This window comes from Spiroplasma endosymbiont of Seladonia tumulorum (assembly GCF_964020235.1).
Classification (GTDB): domain Bacteria; phylum Bacillota_I; class Bacilli_A; order Mycoplasmatales; family Mycoplasmataceae; genus Spiroplasma.
Genome location: NZ_OZ026545.1, coordinates 644,330 through 662,617 on the forward strand (window position 1 = coordinate 644,330; position 18,288 = coordinate 662,617).

Here is an 18,288-nt window from a genome sequence, read left to right on the forward strand (position 1 = left end):
TTTATTTTCCTTTCTGATATTCTTTTTGAACTAAGTTTTTAATTCTTTCATTAATAGGAATATTATGATTATTTTGTAAATTATCTTTTATTTTTTGTGATAATTCTTCAATAAACATATTTTCATCTTTAATTTGAATACCACCATTCATTAGGTTTTTCATATCTAATGTTGGTTTTTTCTCAACTAAATCTTTAAAATTAGTTTTAATATATTCCATATCTTTACCACTATTTAATAGTTCTTCAACTAATTTACGATTTTCTTGTGGTATTTGTGATAACTCATATTCTTTTATTTTTGACTGATAATTATTAATTTGTTCTAAATATTCTTTTTCAGTTTCTGATTTAATACGAGTTTCTGCACTTGGTAAGACACTAGATAATACTTGTTTTTCTTTTTGTTCTAATAAAGCATTAATTTCATCTTGTGTCATATTTTCTTTATATTCATATTTAAAGTTTGACATAACTTTAATCCCTCCATTATTTTTTTATAGAAAATTTCAAAAACTATCGTCACCATCTTACCATCATTTTAATTTTTGTAAACTTGTGGATATTTTTTCTTAATTTCAGTTCTAGTTTCTTCAATACCTTTTTTAAAACCTTTTTCATATTGATCTAAATATTCTTTTTGATTATTAACGCCATAATCATAAGTTTCTTTCATTAATTCTTGGAATATTTTAGTATGTTCTTCACACGCAGGAACACCAATACCATTTCAATTTTTACTTACTTTTTTAAAACACTCTTTGCCATCAATTATCATTCAACAAATATTTTTATCTATTCGCATTTTTTCAATATTTCTTTTAATTTGTTTCTTTGCCATAATTAATCTTTTCCTTTCAATATTTTTTCTGCAAACTGTGAAACAGTTTCTATTGCTGTATCTTTATCTACTTTTTTAATTTCTAAATCTTTAATAAATTTATTTTCAGTTCTTTCATAACTACCATTTGCTTTTAAATATGCTTTACACAAAAACATAATAATTAATCTACCAATAGATCAAATAATTAACGGCATTAAACCTAAAATAATAAATATAATACCTAATTTTCTTTTACGAATTAAATGATTACCTTGTGATTTAATATTTTTATCTATTTTAGGTTTACGACCAATTCACATTAAAATACCTTGAATACCTAATAAAGTAATATGGCCAAATCCTAAACCAATAATATTACTTGATGACATAATACTATCTAACTAAAACCATTAAATTGACCACTTTTAAATGCTCAGGTTCAACCTAATGCAAAAAATGTATTATAAATTAATGCTCATCATAAATGAGTAAATCCACTCATAAATCTATCTCACTTAAATAATATATATTCTTTATAATTCTTTTTATCTAAAACAATTACATAGTTATTTTTATTTTAAAATGCCATAATTTTAACCTCGCTTTCCGAATTGTTTACTTATTAAAATGGATTATCTAATGTTTTTATAAAATATTCCATAATATCCATAACAGCATAAGTCATAGCATCAAAACCATCATCAAATAATTTATTATCTTCTAATTTATAAGTAGATTTATTTACAGGTGGTTTTCTTCATTCCATTTTTAACATATCCTTAAATAACTCTGGTGTTAATCGTTGACTAATTTGTAAATAATTCTTATTTAGCAGGATGATTATAGCATCAATTCTATCAGTTCTATATCAAACATCTTTTACTACTGGTTTAAATCTTAATCAATTAGCCTCAGGAAAATATTGTCGCCTAATATTATTTAATGTATCAATAGAAACTAAACCACCATTTCCATAGTCAACATTTACATCTAAACCATCTTGTAAATAATCTCATTTTATAGAAGCAGTTATAAAAAAATGTACTATTTCAAATAAAATCTTAGTTGTATCTTTATGTATCATTTCAGCATTACTATGTTTATATTCCATTAATGGTGTCATTTTTTTATATTTTCTATCTAATCCCATTAAAATAGCATGAATTGCATGTCCCAATGGACTATCTGCATAACCTAAATCTAAACCTGCTCTAAAATTAACTGGTTCAAAATCGTATAATTTACTAAATAAATAATTAGCAAAAATACTACCATCTAATGCTCCAGGCATTCCAATTCCTCAAACCTCATATTTTTTAGGTCATTCTGCTTTTAATTCATATAATTTCATTAATTCATCATAATTTAAATTATCTTTATTAATTAAATAATTAGTATAATGATTAATTACTTTTTTATTATATGCTTTATGACCTGTTTTAGGATCTAATACTGGAACTATTAATTTAGATATTTGTTCACCATTACTTTCTAATTCTTTACGATTAAAAGGTAATAATTTATTTAAATAATCTATATGATCTTGATAAATACTATCAGGGTTAGTACTTGTAATTAATATTAATTTTTTATAATCACGAACTGCTTGCATAATTGCTTCTTTTTCTGATTTACTAAATTCATTAGCTTCTTCTAATCAAATAATACATAAATCAGCACCATTTGCTCTTGCTGTTCCTTTCTCTAATACTTGCGATGAATTACTTTTTCTTGCTCCTTGTAATTTAATAAAACTACCATTAGGGAATAATCAAGTGGGTTTATTAAATCTAGCATTATATTGATAATGTCCACCACGCCATTTTTTAGTATTGTTAAGTATTAAACCAACTTTATCTAAGGCATCTTGAATATCTTGTTGCATTTCAGCAGTATCTGCACTATTTAATCTAAAACCATATATTGCTATTTTTTTATCTTTATGTGCTAATACTACACAACTTAATAATGCTATTAATTCATCAATAGAATATGTTTTACCTGCTTTACGACTACCTGCTAAATTAATCTCATCAGCAATATATTCAGTATTATTTAGTAAACTAACTACTATTTCATTAAGATAACTATATTCATATAACATTGCCATTATATTTTTCTCCTATCTGTTATGTTAATTACTGGAGGAGCATAATTTATTTCAGTTTCATTTTCACGGCCATAATACTGTGCATATACTGATACACCCCCTTAGTTTCGTTTAAGAGATGTAATTTTATATTATTTTCTAATATTCTTATTTTCATTTTAAGTTCATTAAATGCTAATAAATTAGTATCTTTTAAGGCATTATATTCATCTTCTTCTAAATTACAAAAGATTAATAAGGTTTCTTTTGTGGCAAGTTTGATATTATTTTCTTTACAATATTCATCAAATTTTGTTAATTTATCTTTAATCTGACGCTCTTTTACACTATTTTATCATTCTTTTGCCGTCTTTTTTACCTTTTTTTGCATCTTTTTTACCTCTTTTTGTCATCACCATTTTACAAAAAAATATAAAAAAGTAAAATAAATAAAAAAAGACTTTTTTAGAGTGCACCCCAAAAAGTAAGTAAAATAAAAAAATATTTTGCTAAATTTTTATAGGGGGTGCATTTTTATATGGCAAAAAAAGGACAAAAATATAACAAATATACATCAGAATTTAGAACAAAAATCATTGAGGAAATTAAACAAAAAAGTTGTTGAATAGTAGCAAAACAATATAATATAAATGCAAATACAGTAGAATCTTGATGAGCAAATCATAAAAAAGGAAAATTAAACAATCCTAAAGGACCTAAAATTTCTTTTGCCAAAAGAAATTTAGAATATTATAAAACAAGGTATGAATTATTAAAAAAGCTCCATGACTTTTACAATTAAGCAAACTAAGAATTGTCTCTTTTATTAAACAAAATTTTTGTGAATATTCAATAAAATTATTACTAGAAGTAACAGGGTTAAAACGTAGTTATTGAGATAAATATAAAAATTATGACAGTAGCAAAAAAGATAAAAAAGCAATAAATGATATTGTAAAAGTCTATGAAGAAAATTTAAAACAATTTGGTTATCGAAGAATTACTAAATATTTAAAGGAAGATTATGGTATAAAATATAATTCAAAAAAAGTTTTAAGAATTATGCGTGATAATCAAATACAATCTGAATATGTAAGAAAAATGAGAAGAAAAATGAAATATAAACAGAATAAAGAAAAAAGCTTATTGCAATATCCTGATTTAATTAATCGTAAATTCAATGATATAAAAACAAGGTTTTCAGTACTATATACTGATGTAACATATTTAATTTGAAAAGGAGAAAGATATTATCAATCAACAATTATTGATGGATATACTAAAGAAATAGTTGATGTAAAGTGATCTAAATATAATGACAATAAATTAGTAATGGATAATTTAAATGATGCAATTAATAAAATAAAATTAATAAAAAAAAAAGATCTGAATGGAATAATAATTCACTCAGATCACGGATATCAATATACATCCACTATTTATCACAATAAATGTTTATCTAACGGTATTACAATTTCAATGGGAAAAAATTACCACTGTGCAGATAATATTGTTATAGAAAGTTTTCATTCATTACTTAAGAAAGCTACAATCCATAATAAAATATATAATTCACATGAAGAATATATACAAGATGTTATAAAATGAAATACATGATATTCAAATCGTAAAGAAAAAGATATAATTAAAAAAATAGTAAATACTTTTTTATTAGTACTTACTAAAATGGGTGCACTCTAAACTATTCTTTTTTTCTCATCATATTCTAGATGGTGATAATTTTCCATGCTCTTAACTCCTCTCATTTTATTTATAGCATTAAATTTAAAAAATGTTGACTTATTTTAAGTTGATGTTAAGATGGTGTCGTAGTTGTAAACAAGATGTGAATTTTCCAGCTCTTTCTAACTTGTTTAAAAATTACTAAAATTAGAGACTTGAAATAGAGTGCACCCATTTTAGTAAGTACTAATAAAAAAGTATTTACTATTTTTTTAATTATATCTTTTTCTTTACGATTTGAATATCATGTATTTCATTTTATAACATCTTGTATATATTCTTCATGTGAATTATATATTTTATTATGGATTGTAGCTTTCTTAAGTAATGAATGAAAACTTTCTATAACAATATTATCTGCACAGTGGTAATTTTTTCCCATTGAAATTGTAATACCGTTAGATAAACATTTATTGTGATAAATAGTGGATGTATATTGATATCCGTGATCTGAGTGAATTATTATTCCATTCAGATCTTTTTTTTATTAATTTTATTTTATTAATTGCATCATTTAAATTATCCATTACTAATTTATTGTCATTATATTTAGATCACTTTACATCAACTATTTCTTTAGTATATCCATCAATAATTGTTGATTGATAATATCTTTCTCCTTTTCAAATTAAATATGTTACATCAGTATATAGTACTGAAAACCTTGTTTTTATATCATTGAATTTACGATTAATTAAATCAGGATATTGCAATAAGCTTTTTTCTTTATTCTGTTTATATTTCATTTTTCTTCTCATTTTTCTTACATATTCAGATTGTATTTGATTATCACGCATAATTCTTAAAACTTTTTTTGAATTATATTTTATACCATAATCTTCCTTTAAATATTTAGTAATTCTTCGATAACCAAATTGTTTTAAATTTTCTTCATAGACTTTTACAATATCATTTATTGCTTTTTTATCTTTTTTGCTACTGTCATAATTTTTATATTTATCTCAATAACTACGTTTTAACCCTGTTACTTCTAGTAATAATTTTATTGAATATTCACAAAAATTTTGTTTAATAAAAGAGACAATTCTTAGTTTGCTTAATTGTAAAAGTCATGGAGCTTTTTTAATAATTCATACCTTGTTTTATAATATTCTAAATTTCTTTTGCCAAAAGAAATTTTAGGTCCTTTAGGATTGTTTAATTTTCCTTTTTTATGATTTGCTCATCAAGATTCTACTGTATTTGCATTTATATTATATTGTTTTGCTACTATTCAACAACTTTTTTGTTTAATTTCCTCAATGATTTTTGTTCTAAATTCTGATGTATATTTGTTATATTTTTGTCCTTTTTTTGCCATATAAAAATGCACCCCCTATAAAAATTTAGCAAAATCTTTTTTTATTTTACTTACTTTTTGGGGTGCACTCTATTTCAAGTCTCTATTTTTTAGTAATTTTTAAACAAGCGATTAAGGGCTAGTAAATCCTACTTGTATTAAATTACATCACCATTCTACCATCATTTAAAGTATTGTCAACAAAATTTTAATTTTTAGTGTATAAATATTTTAATAGAAAGGGCTAGGTTGTCATATGAAAAAAGAAAAGAAAAAATTTAAACATTTTAATTTAGCAGAAAGAAATGACTTAAAAGAATATTTAATATACGAAAAATTTAAAAAGAAAGATGGCACACCTAATTATTCTAAAATAGGAAAAGTAATGAATAAAAGTCGTAATACAATTAGATTAGAGGCTAAAAGACTTAAAGAAGAATACGATCCTAAAAAAGCGAATGATGATTATAAAAAAAATTTATAAAATATACTACAATTAGAAAAAGGTTGTAAATCATATAAGAAAAATTTTAAGTAAAAGACGCTATTCACCAATGTTAATTATTTTTGAATATGAAAAAAAGTATAATGAAAAGTTTCCATTTTCACATGTGACACTTTACAAATATATTGAATATGGAGTTTTTGATGATGAAAATACTGAAATTAAGAAAAAACTGCCATTTAAAGGTAAAAAGTTTAAAACAAAAAAGAGAAAAGATGATCGTGGTCAATTAACTAATATTAGATTTATTGAAGAAGCAGAACAAGAAAAAGGTACTTTTGGTTGATTTCAAATGGACTGTATAGTAGGTAAAGGCCATCAATCTGCTTGTTTAACTTTTACAGAAGAAAAAAGTTGGTAGTATACATTATTTTGAGGTTTTTAATAAAATTAAGTAATTAGAAACAAATTAAGTTTCGCTTATAACTAAATTGTAACAAAATTTATAAAAAATTCAACTTTTTTTAAAGCATAATTTTTATTTGAAGAAATAATTTATAAAATTATAAATTTTGACACACTAAAAAATACTTTTGAAAATAGTACAGAAAAAACAATTAATATGATTTATTGACCAATTAAATAAAAATGTTATAATTATAATTAATCAAAGTGGAGTTGGTATCTATTTTAAAAGTAATAGGCTCGGTGGTTTACAGCCTACTCCACTTTTTTCTTTTTTATCTTGGTTTAATTGTAATTTTAACAGGTTTTTTATTTTTTATAAAGATAAAAATTGATTTTGAGATTGATTTAAATTAAATATATTAAATTCAATTTTTTCTTTATTATTTTTATTAGTTTTATCAACTTTCTCATCATTAATTTGATTATTAAGTTTTAACATAGAAGCAATTAACATATTGATAAATGTTTCTTTACAATATATTTTCGCGCCACGCCCTTTAACAGCCTTAATATAATGTGATACATCACCTTCAACATGACAACCAATATTATATTCTAACGCTTGATTTTCAATTCCTTCTTTATTATTTTTAATTAATTCAATAGTTTCTAATAAAAATATTTTTTTATTACCATTAACATATGGTAAATGACATATTAAAAAATCTAATAATAATTTATAATTTCCAGTAAAGAAATATATTTTTGCTAATTTATATTTTATTCTATGAATTTTGATTCTATTTCGATTTGGGAATAATTGTTTAAATCTATTTGATAAATGAAATTTATCTAAACTATATGATACAGTGTTATTTTTATATTTTGCTTTTACTGCTCTATAAATTTTTTTAATTTGTTTTTCACCATCACTTAATATTAATATTTTATTATCTTCATTAATATCATAAGTATCCATTGATTTAAAAATTTTATCAATAAAATTATCAATATTAGATTTATCATTTTTATTCTTATGATTTTTATTCATCATTTGAAAAACGCCTTTTTTCTTTTTCATTTTTTTTTCTGGTTTTTGTTGACTTTTCTTCATCAACACCAACATGCATAGTTGAAAGAAATATTTTATTTTCAACTCTTTTTTTATTTTCTCGCATTGGCACAAAAGCCCCGTCAACTTGAATATATAAAACATTATTTGTAATTTTAATTTTATTGTTATTTTTATTACTAATGTAATCGGTTTCTTCTAAATCTGCATTTTTAAAAATATTAGATATTGTTTTTTCACTAATATTAGCGTTTTCGACAGTATCTAAAATATCTTTATATCTTTTTCCATCACCCATAAATGAAGTAATTTTATTTATTAAATTTTGTTCATTTCTTTGGTATTTTTTTAAACCTAATTCTTCATCCAAAGGATAGCGATTTATATATTCATTTTTTTCTTCATCATATTTAACATATCTTCTTCTTTTTAAAGGTATATCTCCATCTTCTGTTCTAATTGTTTTTGGTATTTTTGATACAACCTTATATCCTTGTAATATTTGTCCTTGTTGATATAATTTAAATATCTCATTATCTCTTTCAATCAAGAAATTTTTAGTTTCATTTTTTGTTTCTATTCTTTTATTTTCTTTATAATTTCCTAATAAATTTTGTTTTAATTCCATTTTATAATTTCCTTTCGTAATTAAACAATTTTTTTAAATTATGATACTTAATTGATACTTAATACTTCATATAATCTTATCAAAAAAAAGGAGGCTAATTAAAAATGCAAGATTTTACAAAAATTAATAACAAAAAACGAATTACTAGTTATGAACATTTAAATAAAAAATATGATTTAAATTTCAGTGACTATAATTTTGGCTTTGATTGAAAAGTATTTAAAGATTTTGTTGGTGATAGTTATGCCCGATATTTTACTTCGCCAACTTTTTTTAAGTTTGTTTCAGCGGGGCGTGGTACTAATAAAACATGAAATCATTTAGCAGAAAAATTATTTTTTGCTTGTAATTTTACCGATGCTTCATCTAATATTCTACGAAGATATGCCAACACTCACGAAGATACTACATTTGGCGATACAATTAATGTCTGTAACTATCTTTATGATAAATATGGGATTGATATAGGACCTGACAATGAAAATGGCATTGTTTGACCTAAAAATGTTAAAGAAGGTGGCGAAATTGTTTTTCCTAGTGGTGTTCGCATTGCTTTTGCGGGTTATGCTAATGGTAATAAAATTATGGGAAAAGTTGGTAAAGGTAGTGGTATTATATCGGCGTGAACAGATGAAATGATACATGCTGAAGAAAAAGAAATTTTAACGGACAAAGAACTAGATAAAAGATATAATAATTTAAGAGTTTCAATGTTTCGTTCAAAAAGTTTAAAAGTATCTTATGAAAAATATATAGACGAAAATGATAATGAACAATATAATTTAGATAATCCTATTCCAGTAACAGAATTATCTTGGACATTTCAAGAATGAGACAACATAGCAAAACAATACATAACAGTAACAACATATTTTCATAAAACATATTCTAATCAATTTACTTTTAATCCTTTTGATAAATACCATGTCTTTTATGAAAAATTTGTAACCCCATATTTACCCTTAAATGAAAGAATTAAAAATATTTTAAAAGAACACAATCAAGTATATTCAGAAAACAAAAAAGCATTTAATGGTTTGGGTATTTTTAATTTACGATTAACAATGGGTGCTGTTTGAAATAAAATACCTAATATTACTAAAAAACTTGTTTTAACAAACAAACAAGAACGACCTGATTTATTTGAACTTGAATACTACGGTTTTGAATATAACGATAATGACCCCAGTATTTATGTTTTACGAAATTATCGTAAATATATTAAAGAGTATAATTTACAAGATTTTTATAATTCCAATACAAAACAGTATCAATTTGATAGTTATTCAATTGGTGTGGATTATGCTAATGGTAGTGAAGACCACACGGTGTTTTTATTTAGTGGTTATAAAATTAATGAAAATAATGAATATGATAAATATTTAATTGAAGAAAATGTTGTTACCCCAAAAAACGCAATGAATTTAAATGAAATAGTTGAACATTACGGACAATGAATAATCAATACTTTTGATAAATTTTATGGTTTTGAATATGCTACATTTCATTATGATATTAATGCCCACGATTTTATGCAAAAATTGCAAGAAGATATTTACCCTTATTTGGGTTATAAAATTAAAATGTTTAAAGCTAAAAAACATCAAACTTCGTTGAATAAAGAAGCGGGTATAATCAATCGTGTAACATGAATAAGAAAAATGTTTGTCCAAGGCAAAATATATGGCATTTTAAATAATTTTCCATTTTTAGATAAGTGCATTAGTGAACTAAGATTTAGTGATACCAAAACAAACACACCCGATAGTAAAATGTACCATGACCCATATGATGCTTTGTTTTATGGTTCTTATCCATATCGTTTTAAAATGAAAATATAAAAAAGGTTTTAAAAACCTTCTAAAATTTATAAATTTTATTTACTTTTTATTTATTAAATAATTAGTATTTAATGATTTTTCTAAACTAGGTGATTTTTCTTGTATTTTATTACCATCATCATTTTTCAATAGTTCAGGATGACAATTTTTATAACTTAATTTAAGATGTTTTCTAACTGAATTAAAATCTAGTATCTCAACTTCAATTTCATCACCAACATCAAAAAAATCTCTAATATCTCTAACAAAGTAATCTGAAATCTCACTAATATGAATTAAACCACCAGCCTTTTCTGCTCTACAAAAAGCACCATAAGGTGTAATGTTTGTTATTTTAACATTAACTTTATTTCCTTTTTTATACATAAAATTAAATATACTTCCTTTCTTTAAATGCTTTAATTATATCATTAAGACTATAAAAATCATTTGCAGGAATTGGGCGAGCGGTTGATTTTCTTAAATTTTTGTGATAAAACGACTTACAAGTTAAAAAAGATTTTGAAATTCTTTCAAATAAATTTGGGAACCTTTATAAAATTCTTCGCTTAACGCTTAGAATTTTTCCCAAGTATTTTGAAAAGCGCGGCAAAACTTTTTTTAAACTTTAAGGCATTTTTCGCAAAACTTATGAAAATCCCGCGAGCCCAGATTGATTAAAAACTTTAAATAATATTGAAAGGATAATTATTATGAAGTTGTTGAAATTAGTTAAAAAACATAAAATAATATCAATATATATAATATTATCTACCATTTTAATTTTATGCATGATTGTATTAGTTACACTTACTGCAATTACTCATGAAAAAGACAAAAAATATAGAACTTTTTTTGAAAGAGATAATACTACAATAGTTTGTAATAAAGGTGAAAAAATTGGAAAAATGAAAATAAGATACAAAACAAAAGATAATAAAAATTTACAAAAATATACAATAAAACTTTATTGTACAAACAATCCAATTGTTGAAGGAAGTTATCCTGATAAATTATATTCTATTGCCTTAGGAGGATTTTTCAATAAATTTGAAAAAAAATGAATTTATATAGTTTTAATATAGATACATGAAATTCAGATGTTTATTCAAAAGAATGAGATAGAAAATATCCTGATGATTATTTCATAAATTAAAAAAGTCATTTTAATAAATGACTTTTTTTACATTTCTATTGTAACTAATGATAATTTTTCATTGTTTTTATTAAATAATTCTAAATTATTAATATTAATTTGTTCTTTTTCAGTAAAAATTGTAATATCATAATCTCCATAACCTCATATTCCTGATATTTCAATTTTGCTTAAAAAATTAATATTTTGTGAAAAAAGTATTTTAATATTATTTTCAACAAAATTATTAATTAAATTTAATCATTCTGATTTTGAATATATAATGCTTTCTTTATGAAAATCAAATAGTTTTTCTAAACATATTTCTAATTTATTATTAGAAATAATTAAATTAGTTAAGTATTTGCCATATTCTCCATCTGATAGTTTAATTTCTGCCGGAATAAGTGAAGGAATATTATTTGTTTCTAATTCGTTTGTTATTGATAATCAATTAAAAAAATTTGTTTCTAATTGATAAACTTTATTTTCTGAAATATTATTATTTATATTTTTTAAATTATTTAATTTTATATTTTCTATATTAATATTTTTTAAATCAGAAAAATTAAAATATGATGATTTTAATTTAACTCTGCAATCTTCAAATATTCAGTAATCTTTTTCTGATTCATTTGATATTGAAACTAGTTCAAAATAATACGGAGCAATTAATTTAATATCATCATTATAACCTTTATTTACTGCCATATTACTATATACATAATTTGACAACATGTATACAATTTGTTTAAATCTTTTTACTGCCCTATCATTAAGATAAGATGGGTTTCTAAATTTTCATTCTTCAAATAAACCATCAATAACATTTTCTGGTTTTTGTCCTTCAAATTTTTGGCGTAATTCAGCAATTTTATTTATAGGATTTCTTTTTTCATCATATTTAGCACCTTCAAATTTTCTATCATAATTATATCTATAAGTTAGCATTTTTTTCAATACATCTGCTAAATTACCTTTTACAGGTGCTTGTTTAAATTCTAAAACAACATTACCATAATTATTATCATTATTATTTCCAATTGTTGATACTCATTTTGCAACATCACGAGTACCAATACCAATACCTAATGAATAATTTGCTACTTGAACATAATCATTATCTTTTACAGTTATTTGATTACCTTCTGGTCAGTTTGGTTTTGGGGCTTCTGAAGGAAATGTTGCACTAGTTCCAGCAAAATTTATTTTTCCACTAGCAATTCTAACATTATTAAATACTTTTTTTTGTTTATTAGATGGTAAATCATCTATACTAGTTAAAATTAAACAATCCTTTTCCTCAATATAATTTAATGCAATTACTCATGATAAAAAACTATATCCTAATCAATATTGAAATATTCGTACATTAGGTTTTGTTTCAATTGGCATTGATAGTAAGGGTACTAAGTTAGCATTTTGAATAATTGATTGTGGATAAGAATAAACACCATTCACATTGCCTCAGCATTTAATATTTCCAAATAACATTGATTTAGGATATTTAATTTCAATTCCAGTAAAGACAGTATCTTCGGGTAATGATTTATGTAATACTAAATGAATACTATTTTGATTTTTTCATTTAAAGTCAGTTATTTTAACTAAATGAGTAGATTTAATAATATCAACACCATCAGGTGAATAAGGGCGTTTGTATTCTTCAATGATATAACATTCATTTTTGTTGTCTTCGGTAATTGGTTCATTAATAGATACTATTTTTAAGTCATAGGATTCTAAAAATTTTTTGTCTTTTTTGAAATATCATTAATTAAAATATCTTTTTCATCAATCATTACATAACTTGTGCTATTATCTTGGACTGTGGTATTTTGTTGAATTTGTAATTTAAAATTAAAATCACTAATTTCATAACCAGTTATTTTAATATATTCATCTTTGTCAATAAAACCTATTTTAACGCTATTTTGAGAGTAGTTTAAGATTGGTTTTTGCTTTGTCTTAACAAGATATTTATTAATTTTATAAATATAAAGGGTTCTAGCACGGTCTTCACTAAATAATTGTTCTAAATCGGGGTCGCTATACTGTGATTGAATAGCAAAATCTAACGGAATACTATCAATTGAATAATCAATTGGTTCATCATTTTCTGCTAATTTTGCTAACATTTTTTCAGATGGTTTTAACATTATTCTTGTTCTCCTTCTTCATTAGGAATATTGATAATAGTTTCGTTGTTTTTTAATTGTTTGTTTAAAGTAGCATTTACTGGTAAGCGAACATCAACAATTAACTCATCAATATTTTTAATATTGAATGTTCTACTATTTAAAACAGCATTATCATATTTAATTAACTTAATAATAAATTCAGTTAATTTAATCTCTCTAATGTATATCATTTGTTCGTATGATGCATTTGTTTGAATATTTACACCAGCAACTTCTGCTTGCGTTTGTTGTGCTCCCTTAGCGATTGCGGGAACATGATGGCGATTTATTTTATAGTAATTAGTTAACAATCAATCATATATTTTAGTTAATTGTTCACCTTTAAAATTACCAGCGATATAGTCTACTGGTTGAAAATTACTATCAGGGTCTCCTTCAACTAATAACAAGTCATTTTCAATAAATGATGCCAGCATTTTACTAATTTCTTGGTCAACCACACCAGTAACTCCATTAGTATTAATGGTAAATTTACCACTATTTAACAATGGGTCTAACATTATCTTTTCAGCAATAATATCTAAAATACTAGCAAATTGCTTACCATAGCGAGCAGAAGGTTCAAAATTAGAGTTATTAGGAATTATTTCAATTGGAATAAAATTAAGTGGCAATATTTCTTCTCTTTGTAAAGTTGTATAGTTATTTCATTTAACATCATCAATATATAAGTCGGTAATAGTACTATATAATCGTGTTTTTAACTTTCTAATAACTTTAACTTGTTTAGTTACAGAATCAATCTCTAATTTTTCAGTAATAAAAATACTCTGGTCATTTTTAATATAAGGGTCATAATCAAAAGTGCAAGATACTAAATTACCTAATTCATCATAATGGTCATTGTAAAAATCAATAGTAATAAAATTAAGTTTTGAATTATTAGCAAAAATAAAATATGCACCCTTACCATTTTTATTAATTTTATATTCGTTATATCAATTCTTATTAGTAAAGTCTTGCATTTTTAAAAAGATATTAATTAATTTAGAGTTTATTTGTTGATTAGTAATAAAATTATAAATGCTAATTTCTAAATCTCGTGGATTTAAAAAATTAGCATTATCTTCACAAATTCTTTTTTCTAAAATCTCATTATGTTTTTGAACAGTAACATTTTTACGATTAGTAATTGTTGATGCTAAATTAAGATAATAACTATCAATATCATATTCTTTTTTTAATTTCTTTTTGGCTGGTAACAATCCCATTTATAACACCTCTTTATTTTGTTTCTTCTTTTTTAATAACAGGCGCTGTGTATATATAAACGGCAAATTTATATCTTGTTAAGTTAATAATAAAATATTTTTAATAAATTGCAACAACTTTTTCAGAAAAAATTAAATTTTTGTAATTTTATCTTATTTTATTCATATTTAAGCGCACTAAAAATAATTTATTAAATTTTAACTAATAAATTTATTTAAAATTTTGTAAAAACATTGTCTTTGCACTTAATCAATTTAAACATGGTCGGAGTTTATCATTTATAACATTAACTACTCAATCTATCATTTTTTGACTAATATTATTAAAATCAATTCCCTTAGAAAGTCAATATCTAAATTCACCGTTCATATGCTCAATTAATGGTTTTTGTTGTGGTTTACCGGGGTCACAAAAATAAACTTGTGTTTCAGCAAATATTTTCATTTCTCTTCATTTACTAAATTCTTTTCCTCTATCAGTTATTATTCCTTTAATTTTCCCAATTAAATTATTATTTTTAACAATATCTTTAAATTTTTCTAAAACTTCATTAGCAGTATTATTTTTTAATTTCATTACAAAATAATTTTTACTTGATTGTTCTACTAAAACTAAATTACTAGATTGATGGTCTTTTCCTACAACAGTATCCATTTCAAATCATCCAACATTAGAAACTTTATTTTCAATATCTCAAATTGATTTAAAGTTAGTTAATTTACCACGATTATCAGTTTTTCCTTTTGTTTTGTATTTTTTACCACGATGGGGTAAATTTTCTTTTTTTAATCCAAATTCACCTAAGCGAATTCATTTATACAATGTTTTAACACAAACAGGAAATTTAACACCAAATTCCAAGAAATAACGATAAATTAATTGTTCGGATGTATCGTGGTATTTATTAAATCTTATTTTAATAAAATCTAATTGCTCTTTTGTAAATTTAGGTAGTTTTTTAATGCATTTTTTACGTTTTTGTTTATAATCTTTTTGTGCTTGATATGGATTATAATATTGTATATTTTTAAATCGCTTAATTTCTCTTTTAACAGTATTAACTCCACGACCCGTTTGTCGTGATATTTCAGATAAATTAATTGTGCCATTTTTCTTTTTACAAGTATCAGATAATAATAAATCTTTAAATAAATCTCGTTCATCAAATGTTAAATGTTTAAATTTTCTCATTTTTATACAAATTCCTTTCATTTTTTCTTATAATGTATTATATATAAAATAAAGAGGTCAATAAATATGCAAGAATTTAGTAAAATTAATAATAAAAAACGAATTACTAGTTATGAACATTTAAATAAAAAATATAATTTAAATTTTAGTGACTATAATTTTGGTTTTGATTGAGAAGTATTTAAAGATTTTGTTGGTGATAGTTATGCCCGATATTTTACTTCGCCATGTTTTTTTAAGTTTGTCTCAGCGGGGCGTGGTACTAATAAGACATGAAATCACCTAGCAGAAAAATTATTTTTTGCTTGTAATTTTACCGATGCTTCATCTAACATTTTACGAAGATATGCCAATACCCACGAAGATACTACATTTGGCGATACAATTAATGTCTGCAACTATCTATATGATAAATATGGGATTGATATAGGGTATGACAATGAAAATGGTATTGTTTGACCTAAAAATGTTAAAGAAGGTGGCGAAATTGTTTTTCCTAGTGGTGTTCGCATTGCTTTTGCTGGTTATGCTAATGGTAATAAAATTATGGGGAAAGTTGGTAAAGGTAGTGGTATTATATCAGCATGAACTGACGAAATGATACATGCTGAAGAAAAAGAAATCTTAACTGATAAAGAACTAGATAAAAGATATAATAATTTAAGAGTTTCAATGTTTCGTTCTAAAAGTTTAAAAGTGTCTTACGAAAAATACACGGATAAAAATGATAATGAACAATATAATTTAGATAATCCTATTCCAGTAAAAGAATTATCTTGGACATTTCAAGAATGAGACAACATAGCAAAACAATATATAACAGTTACAACATATTTTTATAAAACATATTCTAATCAATTTACCTTTAATCCTTTTGATAAATACCATATCTTTTATGAAAAATTTGTAACGCCATATTTACCTTTAAATGAAAGAATTAAAAATATTTTAAAAGAACACAATCAGGTATATTCAGAAAACAAACAAGCATTTAATGGTTTGGGTATTTTTAATTTGCGTTTAACTATGGGGGCTGTTTGAAATAAAATACCTGATATTACCAAAAAAATTGTTTTAGCAAATAAAGAAGAACGACCCGATTTATTTGAACTTGAATATTACGGTTTTGAATATAACGATAATGACCCCAGTATTTATGTTTTACGAAATTATCGTAAATATATTAAAGAGTATAATTTACAAGATTTTTATAATACAAATACAAAACAATATCAATTTGATAGTTATTCAATTGGTGTTGATTATGCTAATGGTAGTGAAGACCATACAGTATTTTTATTTAGTGGTTATAAAATTAATGAAAATAATGAATATGATAAATATTTAATTAAAGAAAATGTTGTTACCCCAAAAAACGCAATGAATTTAAATGAAATAGTTGAACATTACGGACAATGAATAATTAACTGTTTTGATAAATTTGATGGTTTTGAATATGCTACATTTTATTATGATATTAATGCTCATGACTTTATGCAAAAATTACAAGAAGATATTTACCCTTATTTAGGTTATAAAATTAAGATGTTTAAAGCCAAAAAACATCAGACATCCCTTAATAAAGAAGCGGGAATAATTAATCGTGTAACATGAATAAGAAAAATGTTTGTTCAAGGCAAAATATATGGTATATTATATAACTTCCCATTTTTAGATAAGTGTATTAGTGAATTAAGATTTAGCGATACCAAAACAAACACACCCGACAGTAAAATGTACCACGATCCATATGATGCTTTGTTTTATGGTTCTTATCCGTATCGCTTTAAAATGGGTATATAAAATGTATTATAATATTATTGAAATAAAATTAGAGAATATTTCAATTAATTTTTATCTATATTTTTATTAAATCTGTAATAGCAGATTTTTTAGGTTTTGGGCGAGCGGTTGATTTTCTTAAATTTTTGTGATAAAATGACTTACAAGTTAAAAAAGATTTTGAGGTTCTTTCAAACAAATTTGGGAACCTTTATAAAATTCTTCGCTTAACGCTTAGAATTTTTCCCAAGTATTTTGAAAAGCGCGGCAAAAGTTTTTTTAAACTTTAAGGCATTTTTCGCAAGACTTATGAAAATCACCGCGAGCCCAGATTAGTACAATATAATCACAATAATAATCATTTAAATAACTTCCTTTCTCAAATATGTTTAAAAAGTGCTTGTATATATATATATATATATATAATGTCAATAGATCTT

19 protein-coding genes and 1 pseudogene are annotated in these 18,288 nt (G+C 23.6%); 6 read left to right on the forward strand and 14 right to left on the reverse strand.

Annotated features, from left to right (window positions below):
* Position 1 precedes the first annotated feature (1 nt).
* From AACL22_RS04175 to AACL22_RS04190, 4 genes are all read right to left on the reverse strand, one after another.
* On the reverse strand, positions 2–472 hold the full coding sequence (locus AACL22_RS04175) for a hypothetical protein (protein ID WP_338989835.1): 471 nt from the start codon (positions 470–472) through the stop codon (positions 2–4).
* A 68-nt stretch (positions 473–540) separates the two neighbouring features.
* Positions 541–840 (reverse strand): hypothetical protein, encoded by a 300-nt coding sequence (locus AACL22_RS04180; RefSeq protein ID WP_338989220.1) that lies wholly within the window; start codon positions 838–840, stop codon positions 541–543.
* 2 nt (positions 841–842) lie between these two features.
* The gene (locus AACL22_RS04185) at positions 843–1,211 is read right to left on the reverse strand and encodes a hypothetical protein (protein WP_338989837.1); all 369 of its coding nucleotides are present in this window, start codon (positions 1,209–1,211) and stop codon (positions 843–845) included.
* A gap of 233 nt (positions 1,212–1,444) precedes the next feature.
* Positions 1,445–2,932 carry a hypothetical protein gene (locus AACL22_RS04190; protein ID WP_338989839.1) on the reverse strand — a complete coding sequence of 496 codons (1,488 nt, stop codon included), beginning with the start codon at positions 2,930–2,932 and terminating at the stop codon, positions 1,445–1,447.
* 517 nt (positions 2,933–3,449) lie between these two features.
* Here AACL22_RS04190 and AACL22_RS04195 point away from each other — a divergent pair.
* Together AACL22_RS04195 and AACL22_RS04200 are read left to right on the forward strand one after the other, a co-directional pair.
* Positions 3,450–3,713 carry a hypothetical protein gene (locus AACL22_RS04195; RefSeq protein WP_338988774.1) on the forward strand — a complete coding sequence of 88 codons (264 nt, stop codon included), beginning with the start codon at positions 3,450–3,452 and terminating at the stop codon, positions 3,711–3,713.
* Between the two features lie 140 nt (positions 3,714–3,853).
* Positions 3,854–4,612: an IS3 family transposase gene (locus AACL22_RS04200; RefSeq protein ID WP_338992996.1), complete on the forward strand. Its 759-nt coding sequence runs from the start codon at positions 3,854–3,856 to the stop codon at positions 4,610–4,612.
* Between the two features lie 115 nt (positions 4,613–4,727).
* On the opposite strand, the gene AACL22_RS04205 is transcribed toward AACL22_RS04200, so the two are convergent.
* Genes AACL22_RS04205 through AACL22_RS04215 form a run of 3 tightly spaced genes read right to left on the reverse strand, consistent with a single transcriptional unit; the run spans position 4,728 to position 5,975 of the window.
* Positions 4,728–5,036 (reverse strand): hypothetical protein, encoded by a 309-nt coding sequence (locus AACL22_RS04205; protein WP_338989840.1) that lies wholly within the window; start codon positions 5,034–5,036, stop codon positions 4,728–4,730.
* A 28-nt stretch (positions 5,037–5,064) separates the two neighbouring features.
* Positions 5,065–5,745 carry an IS3 family transposase gene (locus AACL22_RS04210; protein WP_338992997.1) on the reverse strand — a complete coding sequence of 227 codons (681 nt, stop codon included), beginning with the start codon at positions 5,743–5,745 and terminating at the stop codon, positions 5,065–5,067.
* Entirely contained in the window at positions 5,712–5,975 is a 264-nt protein-coding gene (locus AACL22_RS04215) for a hypothetical protein (protein WP_338988671.1), read from the reverse strand. The genes AACL22_RS04210 and AACL22_RS04215 overlap by 34 nt, the downstream gene beginning before the upstream one ends.
* Positions 5,976–6,210: 235 nt before the next feature.
* Here AACL22_RS04215 and AACL22_RS13735 point away from each other — a divergent pair.
* Positions 6,211–6,814, forward strand: a pseudogene (locus AACL22_RS13735) (IS30 family transposase); the annotation flags it as partial.
* A 366-nt stretch (positions 6,815–7,180) separates the two neighbouring features.
* Here AACL22_RS13735 and AACL22_RS04230 read toward each other — a convergent pair.
* A complete protein-coding gene (locus AACL22_RS04230; protein ID WP_338989850.1) occupies positions 7,181–7,888 on the reverse strand; it encodes a hypothetical protein in 708 nt (235 codons plus the stop codon).
* Complete coding sequence (locus AACL22_RS04235; RefSeq protein ID WP_338989852.1) at positions 7,851–8,507, reverse strand: hypothetical protein; 657 nt, start codon at positions 8,505–8,507, stop codon at positions 7,851–7,853. Before AACL22_RS04235 ends, AACL22_RS04230 begins: the two co-directional genes overlap by 38 nt.
* 104 nt (positions 8,508–8,611) lie before the next feature.
* Here AACL22_RS04235 and AACL22_RS04240 point away from each other — a divergent pair, with 104 nt between their 5' ends.
* A complete protein-coding gene (locus AACL22_RS04240) occupies positions 8,612–10,348 on the forward strand; it encodes a hypothetical protein (protein ID WP_338989854.1) in 1,737 nt (578 codons plus the stop codon).
* A gap of 39 nt (positions 10,349–10,387) precedes the next feature.
* Here AACL22_RS04240 and AACL22_RS04245 read toward each other — a convergent pair whose 3' ends face one another.
* Positions 10,388–10,714 carry a S1 RNA-binding domain-containing protein gene (locus AACL22_RS04245; RefSeq protein WP_338989072.1) on the reverse strand — a complete coding sequence of 109 codons (327 nt, stop codon included), beginning with the start codon at positions 10,712–10,714 and terminating at the stop codon, positions 10,388–10,390.
* Between the two features lie 326 nt (positions 10,715–11,040).
* Here AACL22_RS04245 and AACL22_RS04250 point away from each other — a divergent pair, with 326 nt between their 5' ends.
* On the forward strand, positions 11,041–11,412 hold the full coding sequence (locus tag AACL22_RS04250; RefSeq protein ID WP_338989857.1) for a hypothetical protein: 372 nt from the start codon (positions 11,041–11,043) through the stop codon (positions 11,410–11,412).
* 98 nt (positions 11,413–11,510) lie between these two features.
* On the opposite strand, the gene AACL22_RS04255 is transcribed toward AACL22_RS04250, so the two are convergent.
* The 4 genes from AACL22_RS04255 to AACL22_RS04270 form a co-directional block, all read right to left on the reverse strand.
* Positions 11,511–12,956: a hypothetical protein gene (locus AACL22_RS04255; RefSeq protein WP_338989858.1), complete on the reverse strand. Its 1,446-nt coding sequence runs from the start codon at positions 12,954–12,956 to the stop codon at positions 11,511–11,513.
* A 248-nt stretch (positions 12,957–13,204) separates the two neighbouring features.
* Positions 13,205–13,621 (reverse strand): hypothetical protein, encoded by a 417-nt coding sequence (locus AACL22_RS04260; RefSeq protein ID WP_338989860.1) that lies wholly within the window; start codon positions 13,619–13,621, stop codon positions 13,205–13,207.
* Positions 13,621–14,874, reverse strand: coding sequence for a hypothetical protein (locus AACL22_RS04265; RefSeq protein ID WP_338989078.1), 1,254 nt, complete (start codon positions 14,872–14,874; stop codon positions 13,621–13,623). Before AACL22_RS04265 ends, AACL22_RS04260 begins: the two co-directional genes overlap by 1 nt.
* Positions 14,875–15,085: 211 nt before the next feature.
* Positions 15,086–16,066 (reverse strand): IS30 family transposase, encoded by a 981-nt coding sequence (locus AACL22_RS04270; protein ID WP_338992998.1) that lies wholly within the window; start codon positions 16,064–16,066, stop codon positions 15,086–15,088.
* Positions 16,067–16,132: 66 nt separating this feature from the next.
* Here AACL22_RS04270 and AACL22_RS04275 point away from each other — a divergent pair, with 66 nt between their 5' ends.
* Positions 16,133–17,869 carry a hypothetical protein gene (locus AACL22_RS04275; RefSeq protein ID WP_338989861.1) on the forward strand — a complete coding sequence of 579 codons (1,737 nt, stop codon included), beginning with the start codon at positions 16,133–16,135 and terminating at the stop codon, positions 17,867–17,869.
* The last annotated feature ends 419 nt before the right edge of the window (positions 17,870–18,288 follow it).